The organism is Limnothrix sp. FACHB-1083 (assembly GCF_014696485.1).
Taxonomy (GTDB): domain Bacteria; phylum Cyanobacteriota; class Cyanobacteriia; order CACIAM-69d; family CACIAM-69d; genus CACIAM-69d.
In genome coordinates, this window is the sequence record NZ_JACJQD010000014.1 from 48,372 (window position 1) to 62,445 (window position 14,074).

Genomic DNA, 14,074 nt, shown 5'->3' on the forward strand with positions numbered 1-14,074 from the left:
CCTAAGCGTCCGTGGGCAGCAGGCTGACGATTTTGTCCACAAAGGCTTGGTGATCGACCACGGGCTTGGAAATGTAGTCATCCGCGCCACTTTCGGACAGGAAATTTTCCCGATCGCCTTCCATGGCGTGGGCCGTCACCAAAATGATGGGCAGCTTGGCCGTGGCCGGATCCCCCTTCAACATTTGGGTGATTTTAATGCCATCAACCGATTTGCCCTCATAGGTGCTGTGGGCCAAGGAAACGTCCATCAAGATGATGTCCGCTTCGCCCGCCCGGGCAATCTTCACGACCTCTTCCACATCTTCTGTGTGCTGCACGGCCAGGCCGCCCCGCTTGGTCAAAATTTTGGAGAAGACGCGTGCATTAATTGGGTCGTCTTCAACGATCAAAACCGTTTTCATCGAGCAAGTTGCGCCAAACGCGAGGCTGTCTAGTTGTTATGCTATGCCTCATTGCTCTTTCCGTGCAAGCGACTGCTGATTAATCCTCGTCTTTCTTGCGATTTTTAATTTCGCTCACCCCTTGGCCGTTTTTTGGACTGGACTCGCCTGATGACCGCGCAACTCAACCTTCTTGGCTCTGGGCAAATCATTCCGACTTCGCTGCATGGGGAAATGCAGCGATCGTATTTGGAATACGCCATGAGTACGATCGTCGGCCGGGCCCTGCCGGATGCGCGGGATGGCCTCAAGCCGGTGCATCGGCGGATTTTGTACGCGATGCATGAGTTGGGGTTAACGCCCGATCGCCCCTTTCGCAAATGTGCCCGGGTGGTGGGGGATGTGCTGGGGAAATATCACCCCCACGGAGACAAGGCGGTTTATGACGCGCTGGTGCGGATGGTGCAGAGCTTTTCCATGCGCTATCCCCTGTTGCAGGGCCATGGCAATTTTGGCTCGATCGACGACGATCCACCGGCCGCCATGCGCTATACGGAAACCCGATTGGCGGAAATTGCCCAGGTTTCAGCCCTGGCAAACCTGAGCGAGGCCACCGTTAACTTTGCGCCCAATTTCGACAGTTCCCAACAGGAACCGGTGGTGTTGCCGGTGCAGTTGCCCCTGCTGTTGCTGAATGGCTGTTCGGGCATTGCCGTGGGCATGGCCACCAATATTCCCCCGCACCACCTGGGCGAGTTGGTGGATGGGTTGGTGGCGCTGATCGATCGCCCGGACTTAACCGATGCGCAACTGTGGAAACTGATTCCGGGCCCCGACTTCCCCACCGGGGGCGAAATTATCGGCACCAAGGGCATTGAGGATGCCTACCGCACCGGCAAGGGCAGCATTGTCCTGCGGGGGGTGACCCATGTGGAGGAAATTCCCGGCGGGCGGGGTCGCCAAAAACGGACGGCGATCGTGGTGACGGAGTTGCCCTACCAAACCAACAAGGCCAGTTGGCTAGAAAAAATGGCCGAGTTGGTGAACCTGGGCAAGCTGACGGGCATCAGCGACTTGCGGGATGAGAGCGATCGCGACGGAATTCGGGTTGTCATTGAACTGAAGCGGGAGGCGGAACCGGCGGCGGTTTTGAAGCAGCTTTATCGCCAAACGGATTTGCAGTCCACCTTTGGCATGATTCTGCTGGCCATTGTCGATCGCCAGCCCCAGCAGTTGAGCCTGAAGCAGGCCCTCCAGGTCTTTTTGGCGTTCCGGGAAGAAACCCTGACCAAGCAATTGACGGCCGATCGCGAGCAGGTGGCCGATCGATTGGAGTTGGTGGAAGGGTTAGTGCTGGCCCTGGATCATTTGGATGAAACGATCGAGATTTTGCGGTTTGCCCCGGACGGAACCACCGCCCAGGCACAGTTGGCCGTGCGGCTGGGCATGAGCGATTCCCAGGCCCAGGCGGTGTTGGGAATGCCCATGCGGCGACTGACGGGACTGGAGCGCCAAAAGCTGTTGGAGGAACGGGAAACCCTGCGATCGCGCCTAGCAGAGCTGTCGAATTTGCTGGACGATCGACAAGAACGGCTGAAATTCCTGAAAAAAGACCTGCGATCGTTCAAAAAGAAATTTGCCGATCCGCGCCGCACCCGAATTTTGGATGAAGCGACGGTGCAGGCGACCACGGAATCGCCAGCGATAGCGGCTCCCACGGCTCCGGAACCGGCAATTGTGGAACTGAGCGATCGGGGTTATGTGCGGCGGGTTCCGCCCAAGCGACGGCGCAGCGAACCCACGCCGGGCGAGCTGACGGAACGGGATGAGGCCGCCGTACAGACCTTTAATACGCAAACCGATCAGGAATTGTTAGTGCTCACCCGATCGGGCAAGGCCTATAGCCTACGGGTGGGCGACATTCCCCCTATTAGCAAAAAAGCGCCCCGAGGATTGCCCCTGGTCACCCTCCTGCCGGAATCGGCCCGATCGACCGCCCTGCAAAGTGCGGATGATTCGGTGGCGGCCCTGGCCCGGGAAATTGTGGCCGTGTTGTCCTTGGACTTTGCCGATCGCCCCAATCCGCCCCAGGATTTGATTGTGCTCACTCAGCAAGGGCGGGTGAAGCGCTTGGCCCTGGGGGAATTTGAGCGAATTACCGGGCGGGGCCTGGTGGCCCTGAAGCTGAAGGAGGGCGATCAGTTGGTGGCCGCCGCCTTGGGATCCGAGGGCGATCGGCTGGTGGTGGCCACTTCCATGGGCCGAGGCATGATTGTGCCCCTGGACGCGGTTACCCTACCGGTCAGCAACCGCAACACCCAAGGAGCCTTGGCCACGAAGGTGAGCCGATCGGAACGGTTGTTGGGCTGTTGCACCTTAAGCCCGGGGCAAACCCTGGCCCTGATCACCGAGCGGGGCTATGGCAAGCAACTACGGGTGGATCGCCTGCGCTTGAATGAATTGGGCGAAGCGGGCAGTAATTTCCTGACCCTGGCGCGGGGCGATCGGCTGGCGGCCATGGCTCCGGTGGCCGATCGCGGGCTGTGGTGGATCAGCACCAGCACGGGTCGATCGGGCGGCTTAGCTTGGGCCGATTTCCCCGTTCTGGGCCGCGAAGATCAGGGCGATCGGCTGGTGAAACTGGCCAGCACTGAGGCCATTAGCGGGGCGATCGCCCTGTAGCTCAAGATCTTCACTGGGCGCTTTGTTTAGGCTCGGGCGCAGTTGGCCCTAGTGGCGTGGCTGCCTTAATTCGCTGGGTTAAATTACATGGCTGTTACCGTCACCTGATCGCTAAGCAGCAAGGGGCTTAAGCCCCTTGTTACCACGACTGGCTCCACAACTTTGACCCAATGTATTAAGCCTGTCGCGCTACTAGCTGTTTTGGGAATTGGACGGTAAGAGGGTCGATCCGGATCCTTTGCCGTCCAATTCGCGACTGGCATTCAGTTTTTGATTCAGCTCCCGAATCCGACGGGAGAGCAGCCGAATCACATTCACCGCAATATCGGGAGTTTCGTCGATCGCGTCGTAGAGCTGCTGTTGGGTCAGCATCAAACATTCGCAGGGTTCGATCGTCGTGACGGAGGCCGATCGGGGTTCCGCATCAAACAGCGACATTTCCCCAAAAAAGGATCCTTTCCCTAGATGGGCCAAATCTCGATCGTTCAGATGCACCCGCACCCGTCCCGACACCACAATGTAGAGCGATCGCCCCTCTTGCCCCTGCGTGAAGATCGTTTGCTTGGCAGAAAACGATAACTCATCCATGCAGGAAGCTAACCGCACGAGGAACTCGTCGCGCAGTTCTTTAAAGATCGGGACTTCGCGGATAAAGAGCAGGCGATCGACGCTAGTGAGCATGAGCGGCTAGGCGCGGTGGGTCAAGCAGCAGGCCCCAGGCGGTCAATGACTCAAAGCTGGTTGATGCACCGCGAGGGCAAGGCTGGAGGTGAAACGACATGATGAAGGCTCAACACCCCGCTATCTTATCCCGCTTTGTGGGAGTGGCGAGTGCTGGGCTGGGGGTTCTTCGCGGGCAGAGTTCAATCAACCCGGAGCCACCCCAGTCCCTAGGCAGGGCCCGAAGCCTCGGCGGACTTGGTGGGCAGGGCAACGCCCAACCCCTGGGCCAGATGTTGCACTTGGGCTAGAACCAGGCGATCGGGATCATGCACCATCCGGGGCAAAATTTCCGCCAACATCCGCTGAGAAGCCAACTCCAAATAGGCTAGCACCGCTTCCCGCACAAAGCCGCGTGGGTGACGCAAACAGGCCAGGGTTTGATCCGTCGTCAAGCTCCAGCGCAAAGACCGCGCCACATGGAAGCAACAGGCCAAGGGCCAATCGGACAGGAAATAGCGCAAATCCAAAAGCCGCCGCACCCGATCGCGCGGGGGCATGGGTTGGTAATGCATCAGCTCATTCACCGCCGCCAGCCGATCGCGATCGTTGGCGGAGTCAAAAATTCCCAACACCGCCCGCTTACTGGGAATATCCAGCGTATTATCCAAAATCTCCAAGCCCCGAGCCACGGACTCCCGCGACCCCGATCGCAAATTAAAGGAAGCCGCTTGAATCGACCCGATCGGATAGAGGAACTTCATCAGGGAAAAGAGCCGTTCATGGGCATCCTGAATCGAATCGCGCAGGGACTGGCGCAGCAGATCCGCCTCCCGCCCCGTGAGGGACGCTTCCGACAAATCCACCAGCGCCGCCGCCAGTTGCCCCACGTAGCGCAACTCCTGGTCGATCGCCATTTCCACCCCACTTCGCCCAATCCGCCGCAACACGCCCTCAATCCCCGCGTCATCGGGCAGCTTCAGCAGGGTGCGCATAATCGTTTGGCGGGTGGCTCCCCAGGACACCAACAACCGCGACACCAAAATATCCAAGGCTTCTGAGGTGCTAATGCGCCCGATCGCCCCCCAGGCCTGCATCCGCATCAGATCCGGCTTATGGCAGTCCTCCGCCATTTCCAACAGCATCGGCAGCACCTCATGCTCCAGCTTGGTCAACCCGCGCAGGGCAGATTCCCGGGTGCTCTTGTAATTCAGCCCCCGCAACAGGGCCGGGTAATAGTCTTCCAGCCGGGCCGAGGCAATCACTTCCAGCAGGGCGCAACGCACCTCTACCGATGAATCTTGAAGCAAATCCGGCACATACAACCGCAGGGCCTGGAGATAGGCCGCCTCGCCCAAGGCCCGACAACCCATCACCCGCTCTCGCACATCGCCGCTGGTGAGCATTCGGCGCAAACTGTTGGTGGCTTCGGCCTTTTGGCTTGCAGACCCACGGCGCATGATTAACGAGGCCGCCGTACCCCGCACCATGGGATCCACCTCCGGCCGCAGGTAGGGCTGCAAATGGCGCACATCCTGATCGGATTCCGTAATCCAGACGTAGCGCAGGGCCGCCGCCAGTACCTCCGGCGGTGGTTGCTGGACGATCAGGGCCCGCACTTGCGCGAGATAGTCCGTTTGGGGCCGCTCCAGCATCACTTCCAAACATTGCTTTTGCAGCACGGGCGGAAACCCGGTCAGCAGGGGAGCCAGCACTTCACTGGCCCGCTCGGGGTCAATGCGGCTCAGGAGTTCAATGCACGATCGCTTATCTTCGGGGGTGGTTCCCGGTTGCACCAGGGCCTCAATCACCGCCTGGCGCAGGGTGGAAGAGTCCACATCCATCGTGCCCAGCCGGCCCCGCTCGGCGCTGATCACCAACAGGCTGATGTAGCGCGATCGCAACCCCAACACCGCCACCACCCAGAGCACCGCCAAAATGACGATCGCCCCCAGCACAATCCAGCTTTGGGCTTCCAGGTAGTCTGGCGGTAAAAAGTGCTTGCAAACAAACACCGTTCCCAAAATCAGCAGCCCCGCCAGCCCCGTGGAGAGTGACTCAAACACGCCACGAACCCGGGCTTGGATGCTGCCCCGCACGCTGTCGGGAATGGGCTGGAACAGCACTGGGTTGGTGCTGGCAAAGAGGGTGTAGCGCAGCAGCTCATCCATGAACTTCAGGCCGATCGCCCCGAGGAACGCGCCCGAAAAGCCATGGGCCGCTAGCGGAATGCTCAACAGGGCCAAAACCCCAGAAATCAGCACCGCCGTGGGCAAAATGGCCGCCGATCGGAACAGGCCAATCCGCTCGATCGCCCGACTGGATACCAGCCATTGGGTCAGCAACTCCGCCAACCCCAACACCCCGTTAAACAGGCCCAAAAAACTGGCAATCTCGCTGGCCACGTCACCCCCGGTACCCGTGCCCGCCGTCGTTTTGCTCTGCAACTCCAGTCGATCAAAAAACTGAAATTCCACCAGCAGAAACAACACCTGCGCCAGCATGAAAAAGGCCACCAGCCAGCCCGCATAGCTGCGCAGGGGCCCCTGCAGCCGGCGATTGGAATCCGCCTGGGACTCTTCGGTGTAGCGACTGGGGGAATCGGGGAAGGCCTGACTGTAGGCCCGGCCCAGATAAAACAAAATGCCGCCCCCAAAGGCGATCGTGGCGGCTGCCAACAGCAACACATTCGGCAGCCCCACCCAATCCAACAGCACCGGCAGCGAAAAACCGCTGATCACATCCGCCACCAGCACACCACTGCTGATGAGGGGATAGGTGCGCTTAATTTCCCGAATGTTAAAAAGCTGGTTGGCGGTGATGGAGGTGTTGATGTCGTTGAGCACATAGGTCACATCCAGCCACAGCCGCATCACAAAAACCGTGATCGCCGCCAGGTGCTCAATGCCCAGTCCCGCCCGAAAGGCCACCAGGGGCAGGGCAATCAAAATTGGAATCAAGACGATCGTCTGACGCAGGGGAATAACCTTCTGCATCAGGGAATAGGCAAAGCCCATCAAGGCCCCGATCGCCGCGTTGCCCAAATAAATGAGCGGCAGGCCCACGGCCCCGTAGCGATCGACAAACAGACCCGCCGTGCTGTTATCCAGCCAACTCAACCCCACGGTGGTGGTGGTGTAGAAGGCGAACATCAACCAAGTGCGTTCCCCTTCTTCGGGCCGAAGGTTCAGCCAGCGCAGCACCTGTTGCCATGCGCCGCCTCGGGTTCCCTGATAGTTGGCATCCATGGGCGATCGGTCAATCAAATGGAGTGGGCGGACGGGCAAGGGCAGAGGGGCGCGCGATCGCACGCCCCCCACCACACAAGGGTGACAAAACCATGGACGGCTCGTCAATCTAATGATCACGGCTGGGCCCAGGGGCCCCCGCGTGCCATCACCCAGTTTTCACCCCTGGCCATCCTTGCCGAAGGTTACTTTTCCCGCTTGGGTGACAGCAGCATCATCATATTGCGGCCTTCCCGCTTCGGTGCTTGCTGCACCTCAGCCACTTCTTGCAGATCCTGCATCATTTGATTGAGCAAGGTTTCCGCCAGGTGGGCGTGCTGAATTTCCCGCCCCCGGAAGGTGATCGTAGCCTTCACTTTGTCGCCGGCCTTGAGGAAGCGTTCAGCGGCGCGGATCCGCACTTGGTAATCGTGCGGGTCGATTTTGTAGCGCATCTTGACTTCTTTCACGTCAGCCGTATGCTGCTTCTTCTTGGCCTCGCGCGCCTTCTTTTCTTGCTCAAACTTATATTTGCCGTAGTCCATGATCCGGCAAACGGGCGGCACGGCCTTGTCACTAATCAGCACGAGGTCTAGTTCCTTTTCCTCGGCCATGCGGCGTGCGTCGTAGGTGGGGATGATTCCAACCTGTGCGCCGTCTGCATCAATCAGGCGCACTTCGGGAAAGCGGATGTTTTCGTTGATGGGGGGAAGATTCGCGGGTTTGCGTTTGTCGATGACTGGTGGCATTGGTGAAATGGATTCTGGGGTAGCGCGATCGCTGTGAATGGAGCTTTTGAAGTTTGTTTAGGCTGGGCCAGCGTTGCTAAGGCGGGAAACAGCCGATCGCATGGGGCGATTGAGGCGATTTGCTTCCGTCTTAGCACGATCGAGCAATCAATTGAATGGTGTCGAACGGTATTGAACCATTCAGCGTCTGGCTGCTGCGGGACAGACTTGGCCCAAAACAACAGAGACTGCCACCTATTTTACTCTGTGCCAGGGGTGGATGGGATGAGGGACTTTTCGGGCGATCGCGCCTTGGAAATAGGGGGTTTGATCGGCTAAGGTGCAGCTAAGGATGTCAATAAACTCGCAAGATTTCTTAGTATTTGATCCAGGCAACTGAATCATGATGGTCTTTGTGATCCAGTGCCTCGATCGAGGCCGTTCGATCATCAAGGCCGCTCGATCAAAAGTATTCGGCCACAGCACCCCATGAACGCAACTCCACTGGCCACAACCGACCCGCAACCCCCAGTCCCTCAATGCCCGGCGCGATCGTGGGTCGATCGCGTGGGCGATCGGCGTGATTGGGTTTGGCGCGGTTGGTCAACCCGCTACAGTTTCCTGCCCGGCCCGGCGGTGAATGGCGGGCCGCCCATTTTGTTGCTGCATGGGTTTGGGGCCTCGATCGGCTATTGGCGCTCCAACATGGAAGCCCTGGCCACTCACCATCCGGTTTATGCCCTCGATTTGGTTGGCTTTGGCGCATCTTGCAAGCCGTTGGTGGCCTACGATGCTTACTTTTGGGCGGAGCAGGTGCGGGAGTTTTGGCAAACCTTCATTGGGGTTCCGGCGGTGGTGGTGGGCAACTCGATCGGCTCGGCCATTGCCCTCACGGTGGCGGAATGCTACCCCGAAATGGTTTGTGGGGCCGTGGCGATTAGCTTGCCCGATCCATCCATGCGCGAGGAAATTATTCCCAGGGCACTGCGCCCACTGGTGCTGGGGCTGGAGAATTTAGTGGCTTCTCCCTGGCTGTTGCAGGCTGTTTTTTATGGGGTGCGCCGGCCGGCCGTGGTGCGGCGCTGGGCTGGCTTGGCTTGGGGAGATCCCGGAGCGATCGATTCGGAGTTGGTGGAAATTTTGACAGAGCCGGCCCGCGATCAGGGGGCGGCCCGCACCTTTGCCCAAATCATCCGCGCCATGGCCAGCAGCCGGTTTTCGCCCCCCATTCGGCGGGTGTTGAACCACATCCAAATTCCGGTGCTCCTGTTGTGGGGCACGCGCGATCGACTCATTCCCTTCGCCCTCTCCCAACAATTTGTCGGTTGTTCACCGCGTTTGGAATTTGTGCCGATCGAGGGAGCGGGTCATTGTCCCCACGATGAAGCGCCCGATCGAGTGAATGCCCTCTTGCGCCAATGGCTCGATCGACTGGGGCGATCGACCGACGCGGCAGGAGAGAACTAGGCTGCGAACCAGACAAAACCCCGGTAACACGACCGAGAAAGCGGGGTTTAGGGCATTGATCGGCGACCTATCCATTGCATAATGGGGTCAACCTTTCGCATCGGGAGCAGCGGCATCGTGGGCATCGTCGTAGAAAACGTCACCAAACGCTTTGGCGATTTCCTGGCCGTCGATAACGTCAGCCTTAGCTTAGAGTCCGGTTCGCTGGTGGCCCTGTTGGGTGCTTCGGGATCCGGTAAATCAACCCTGCTGCGGTTGATTGCCGGTCTCGAAAAGCCGGACAGCGGGCGAATTTGGCTCACCGGCAAAGATGCCACCGACCAAACCGTACAAGAACGCAACATCGGCTTTGTGTTTCAGCACTACGCCCTGTTTAAACACATGACCGTGCGCCAAAACATTGGCTTTGGGTTGGAATTACAAAAGACCGATCGCGCCAAGGTTCGCCAGCGAGTCGATGAGCTGCTGGAGTTGGTGCAGCTTTCGGGGTTGGGCGATCGCTACCCCTCCCAACTGTCCGGCGGCCAACGACAGCGGGTGGCTCTGGCGCGGGCGTTGGCTGTGGAACCGAAAGTGTTGCTGTTGGATGAACCCTTTGGGGCATTGGATGCGAGGGTGCGCAAGGATTTGCGGGCCTGGTTACGGCGTTTGCACGACGAAGTGCATGTGACCACGGTTTTTGTGACCCACGACCAAGAGGAAGCGATGGAAGTGGCCGATGAGATCGTGATTGTGAATCATGGGCGCATTGAACAAATTGGCTCGCCCGCTGAAATTTACGATCGCCCCGCCACGCCTTTTGTGATGAAGTTCATTGGGCCGGTGAACATCCTGCCCAGCGATTCCCAAATCTTCCAGGCTCACGGCATTGATTCTACGGAACCGGAAATTTTCCTGCGGCCTCATGATGTGGTGATTGAACTAGCACCGGACACGGCCACGGCTCCGGCCCGCATTAGTCGGCTAGTGCATTTGGGTTGGGAAATTCAGGCAGAATTGGTGTTGGATGATGGGCAGGTGATGACGGCCCATCTGACGCGGGAACGATTTGATGAATTAGATCTTTCGCCCCAGCAGCGGGTTTACGTCAAGCCCAAGGGAGCAAAGGCGTTTCCGCTGCATTATTCGATCTAACTCTGTCCAATGCGGCCTGAATTACCCTGCTTAATTAATTCATTCGATCGATCGATTGATTTGATCGATTGGTTGGGTCAATGCGCCTTAAGCTGCGCTGCCTAAATTACACCGATTGCCATTACACCGATTGCAACAGAGACTGACCCAAGTAGCTGTCGCGATCGGGCACGCCAGGAAGGGCAAAGAAATAGCCGCCCCCGATCGGCTTAATGTATTCCTCCAAGGGTTCACCATTCAGCCGATTTTGAATGGCTTCAAAGCCAGTTTTCACATCCTGTTGAAAGGCCAAAAAGAGCAAGCCCATGTCCAACTGACCGGCGCGATCGATATCGCGGGAATAGTGGAATCCCTTGCGCAAAATTTGATGCTCTCCCATGCCGGGATTGCGCGGATTTGCCAACCGAATATGGGAATCGAGGGGAATTGCTTTGCCAGCCCGTTGATAGTTTGGAATCTCTTCCTCGTGGCGGTAACCCAAGGGCGCACCGCTACTGCGCGATCGCCCCATCACCGCTTCTTGCTCATCCAAGGGAGTTCGATCCCAAAACTCCACAAACATCCGAATAATTCGCACCACGTGATAGGAACCGCCGACCGTCCAGGCCGGTTCTGGGCTGTTACGAGAAACCCAAACCAATCGGTTCATTAACTTCTCGTCTTTCGGGTTCGGGTTCACCGTGCCGTCCTTGAACCCCAACAGGTTGCGCACGGTGGTGCGGCGGGGATGGGGGTCGCGATCGGGCTGTTGGAAACCGGCCATTTGCCAACGCAAAACCACCAACCCCGACAACTGCTTTAGGATGTCGCGCAGGGCGTGGATGTTGGTTTCTTCGTGGTTGGCGCAAAACTGCAAGAGCAAGTCGCCATGGCAAAGCTGGGGATCGAGGCGATCGTTCGGGAAATTGGGCATTTCCGTCAAATGACGGGGTTTGGCGGCGGCCAGGCCGTAGCGTTGATCAAACAGAGAGGCCCCCACGGAAACGGTGACCGTGAGCCGATCGGCGGGAAATTCGTCGCCCAAAATACCGGAGCCGCTGGGGGGATAGCGCTGATCCAAGGGCTTCAGGGCACCACCAGCCATCAAATAGGCAATGCGATCGGTCAGGGTTTGAAACAGTTGAGTCAGTTCCTGGCGATCGCGTGCGGTCACGTCCAGAGCCACCACCAAAGCAGCGGCCACATCCGGTGTGGCGATGCCCGGTTGGTGAGGGCCCCAAAAGGGAATCGCCTCCGCCAGGGCAGCGGCTTCGGAGCGATCGCCCCACCAACGCTGACCCTGCCACAGGCCCAGGCCTGCACCAACGGCGATCGCCAATCCCCGTCCCAGGAGTTGCCGCCGACTCCAGGAAAAGCGTGGTTTTACCATGAATCTTCCCTCAGAAATTTCCTCAAAAACGATGTTTGCTCCGTTGGTATAGCAGGCAGGAATAACGGTTATTTAGCCCTAAACACCGATTACGCCCCGTAGTTTGGAAATGTTTTCCGCAAGCTTGGCCAAATCTGCCTGTAAGCGCTTTTTGTCGGCGGCCGAAAGCTTGTCGTAGGTCATGAAGTCGCCATTGGGCAGCTTATATTTCTCCAAAACCTGATTCACGGCCGCAAAATCCCGATCGACCCGTTGCAGCACCGTGGGCTGAATTCGCTGCACCATGGGCCGCACCAAATCCACAACCTTTTGGGAGCCTTCCAAGTTGGCGCGGAATGACCAAAAATCCAGACGGCTGTAGCGATCTTCCTCGCCGGTAATTTTGCCCAGGGAGACTTCTTCAATCAGTTCCGAAGCCCCGCGAACCATATCCCTCGGCTCAATTTCCAGAGAAGCCACGCAGGTTTTTAGTCCCTGAAGATCCGTCATTAGCTTGCGGGCAAAGGGTTCATAGCCTTTGGTGGTGTTGTATTTAAACAATCCCATTTCAATGCGGTGGAAACCTGTGAATGCTGGGTCGTCTTCCCCTTTAAAGTCATCCACCCGCGCATCGATCACCCCATCTAGAGCCGCAAAGGACGAGGCGATCGGCTCAATGCGTTCCCAACCCAACCGCGATGAGCCATACACCGCTTTCGCCCCCGCCACATCTCCGGCAATTACCCGATCGGTAAACACCTTTGTATCGGTCACCAGGCGATCGACCTCTTGCACCACATAGGTCTTGTAATCGGCCACCGCTTTCTGAAGTTCCTCTGGCTTAATGGCCGGGTTCGGTGTGACCGCAGCACTGCTGTCTTCGGCTCCTTCACCGCCTTCACCGCCTTCACCGCCTTCGCCCCCTTCACCGCCAGCGCCCCGCCGACAGGGATCCAGTTCCGAAGCCACCGCCCCAGGCGAGGCCGTTGCGGAAGCCACGGGAGATTCAGCCCCAGGCGAGGCCGCTTCTTGGGTTGAGACCGCTGCATTTTGCTGAGGGGCAACCGCACAGCCCGTGGGACTCAGGGCCGTTAACAGATATGCACCAATGCCAACCCAAAGTTTTGTCTTATTTTTCATGGCTGCTGAAGTCTGATGGCTAAAGATCCGATCGCCAGGGGCAACGATTGCTGGGCAGAGGGTGCTTGGGCGCGCCGATTGGCCCCTCCAGAAATTGGAGCGGAGATCAAAAATTGCGAATTACTTGCAAGAGTATAACAGGTGCTTGTCCCGCTTCCTGGAACCAGACTAGAGCAGCCGCGATCGGGAAAATGCTTGTATTTCTTGAAGCTGAGCATTTTTGGAGTTCACCCTGCTCCAGGGACTTCAGCCGTTTACTGCCAAACTGTAGTAATTTTTCTAAGAAAAAGATCTGCAATTAAAAAGACTAATGATTATTTCTATTGCTAATGTGCTGAGCGCGGCGGAACTGGCCACCATTGAGGCACAACTGGCAGGCGCAACATTTATTGACGGCCAGGCCACCGCTGGCTGGCACGCCAAGCTCGTGAAGCACAACACCCAACTGGCCAGCACAGACCCCGCCTTTGGCCCCTTGCGAACGTTGGTGCAACAGGCCCTATGGCGCAATCCGTTGTTTCAAATGGCAGCGCTACCCAAGGCGATCGGCCCGATTTTGTTCAGTCGCTACGAAGCGGGCATGGCCTACGGCAGCCACGTGGACAACGCTTTCATGGGCAGTGATCCCAGGATTCGATCGGACTTGTCTCTCACCCTGTTTTTGCGATCGCCCGAAACCTACGGCGGTGGCGAATTGGTGATTGAAACCACCAATGGCGAAGAAACCTTCAAGCTCGCAGCCGGAGCCATGGTGCTCTATCCCTCCTCCACCCTGCACCGCGTGGAGGCGATCGCCCAAGGCATGCGGCTGGTGGCCGTCACTTGGATCCAAAGTCTTGTTAAAGATCCCGCCGAGCGAGAGCTGCTCTTTGACCTGGACACCGCCCGCCAATCGCTATTTGCCAAAACCGGCAAAACGCCCGAGTTTGACCTCATTGCCAAAACCCATGCCAACCTGCTTCGGAAATGGGGAGAACTCTAGCCACAGCGAGGCAAACACTAATCAGACCCAGCGCCGTGAATGGATTCCGTACAAAGCGCCCAGGGGCCGGCCTGGCTCGATCGATTCCAGGGGCTGACTTGATCGATCGGGCGCTGAAATGTTGAAATTCCGTTGAGGTCACATAGGTTTACGTTGATTTTTGTGTAGAAGTTTAAACGAATCGTACAATTAATAATTTTTTAAATTTAAAAAATCACGCTCGATATCTTATTCGTTGAATGCCATTTAAGTCACCAAATCGATCAAATTCTTCTCACCTGCCATCTATTTCATAGCATCAAATTGCAATTCAAAGGATTCATG

10 protein-coding genes are annotated in these 14,074 nt (G+C 57.7%); 4 read left to right on the forward strand and 6 right to left on the reverse strand.

Going from position 1 to position 14,074, the window contains the following annotated elements:
- Position 1: 1 nt before the first annotated feature.
- Complete coding sequence (locus H6F46_RS16250) at positions 2-403, reverse strand: response regulator (protein WP_099532594.1); 402 nt, start codon at positions 401-403, stop codon at positions 2-4.
- A gap of 150 nt (positions 404-553) precedes the next feature.
- Here H6F46_RS16250 and H6F46_RS16255 point away from each other — a divergent pair, with 150 nt between their 5' ends.
- Positions 554-3,064, forward strand: coding sequence for a DNA topoisomerase (ATP-hydrolyzing) subunit A (locus H6F46_RS16255; RefSeq protein ID WP_190355808.1), 2,511 nt, complete (start codon positions 554-556; stop codon positions 3,062-3,064).
- A 192-nt stretch (positions 3,065-3,256) separates the two neighbouring features.
- On the opposite strand, the gene H6F46_RS16260 is transcribed toward H6F46_RS16255, so the two are convergent.
- The 3 genes from H6F46_RS16260 to infC form a co-directional block, all read right to left on the reverse strand.
- Complete coding sequence (locus H6F46_RS16260) at positions 3,257-3,745, reverse strand: Crp/Fnr family transcriptional regulator (RefSeq protein WP_099532595.1); 489 nt, start codon at positions 3,743-3,745, stop codon at positions 3,257-3,259.
- 209 nt (positions 3,746-3,954) lie between these two features.
- Complete coding sequence (locus H6F46_RS16265) at positions 3,955-6,972, reverse strand: Npt1/Npt2 family nucleotide transporter (protein WP_099532624.1); 3,018 nt, start codon at positions 6,970-6,972, stop codon at positions 3,955-3,957.
- Positions 6,973-7,157: 185 nt separating this feature from the next.
- Positions 7,158-7,700: a translation initiation factor IF-3 gene (infC, locus tag H6F46_RS16270; protein ID WP_099532596.1), complete on the reverse strand. Its 543-nt coding sequence runs from the start codon at positions 7,698-7,700 to the stop codon at positions 7,158-7,160.
- Between the two features lie 468 nt (positions 7,701-8,168).
- Between infC and H6F46_RS16275 the strand changes: the two genes are divergently transcribed.
- A complete protein-coding gene (locus H6F46_RS16275; protein WP_190355807.1) occupies positions 8,169-9,146 on the forward strand; it encodes an alpha/beta fold hydrolase in 978 nt (325 codons plus the stop codon).
- A gap of 117 nt (positions 9,147-9,263) precedes the next feature.
- Entirely contained in the window at positions 9,264-10,280 is a 1,017-nt protein-coding gene (locus tag H6F46_RS16280) for a TOBE-like domain-containing protein (RefSeq protein WP_190355835.1), read from the forward strand.
- A 121-nt stretch (positions 10,281-10,401) separates the two neighbouring features.
- Here the strand turns inward: H6F46_RS16280 and efeB are convergent, their stop codons facing one another.
- Both efeB and efeO read right to left on the reverse strand, forming a co-directional pair.
- A complete protein-coding gene (efeB, locus tag H6F46_RS16285) occupies positions 10,402-11,649 on the reverse strand; it encodes an iron uptake transporter deferrochelatase/peroxidase subunit (RefSeq protein ID WP_099532600.1) in 1,248 nt (415 codons plus the stop codon).
- Between the two features lie 78 nt (positions 11,650-11,727).
- On the reverse strand, positions 11,728-12,768 hold the full coding sequence (efeO, locus tag H6F46_RS16290) for an iron uptake system protein EfeO (RefSeq protein ID WP_190355806.1): 1,041 nt from the start codon (positions 12,766-12,768) through the stop codon (positions 11,728-11,730).
- 310 nt (positions 12,769-13,078) lie between these two features.
- Between efeO and H6F46_RS16295 the strand changes: the two genes are divergently transcribed.
- A complete protein-coding gene (locus tag H6F46_RS16295) occupies positions 13,079-13,750 on the forward strand; it encodes a Fe2+-dependent dioxygenase (RefSeq protein WP_190355805.1) in 672 nt (223 codons plus the stop codon).
- Positions 13,751-14,074 lie beyond the last annotated feature (324 nt).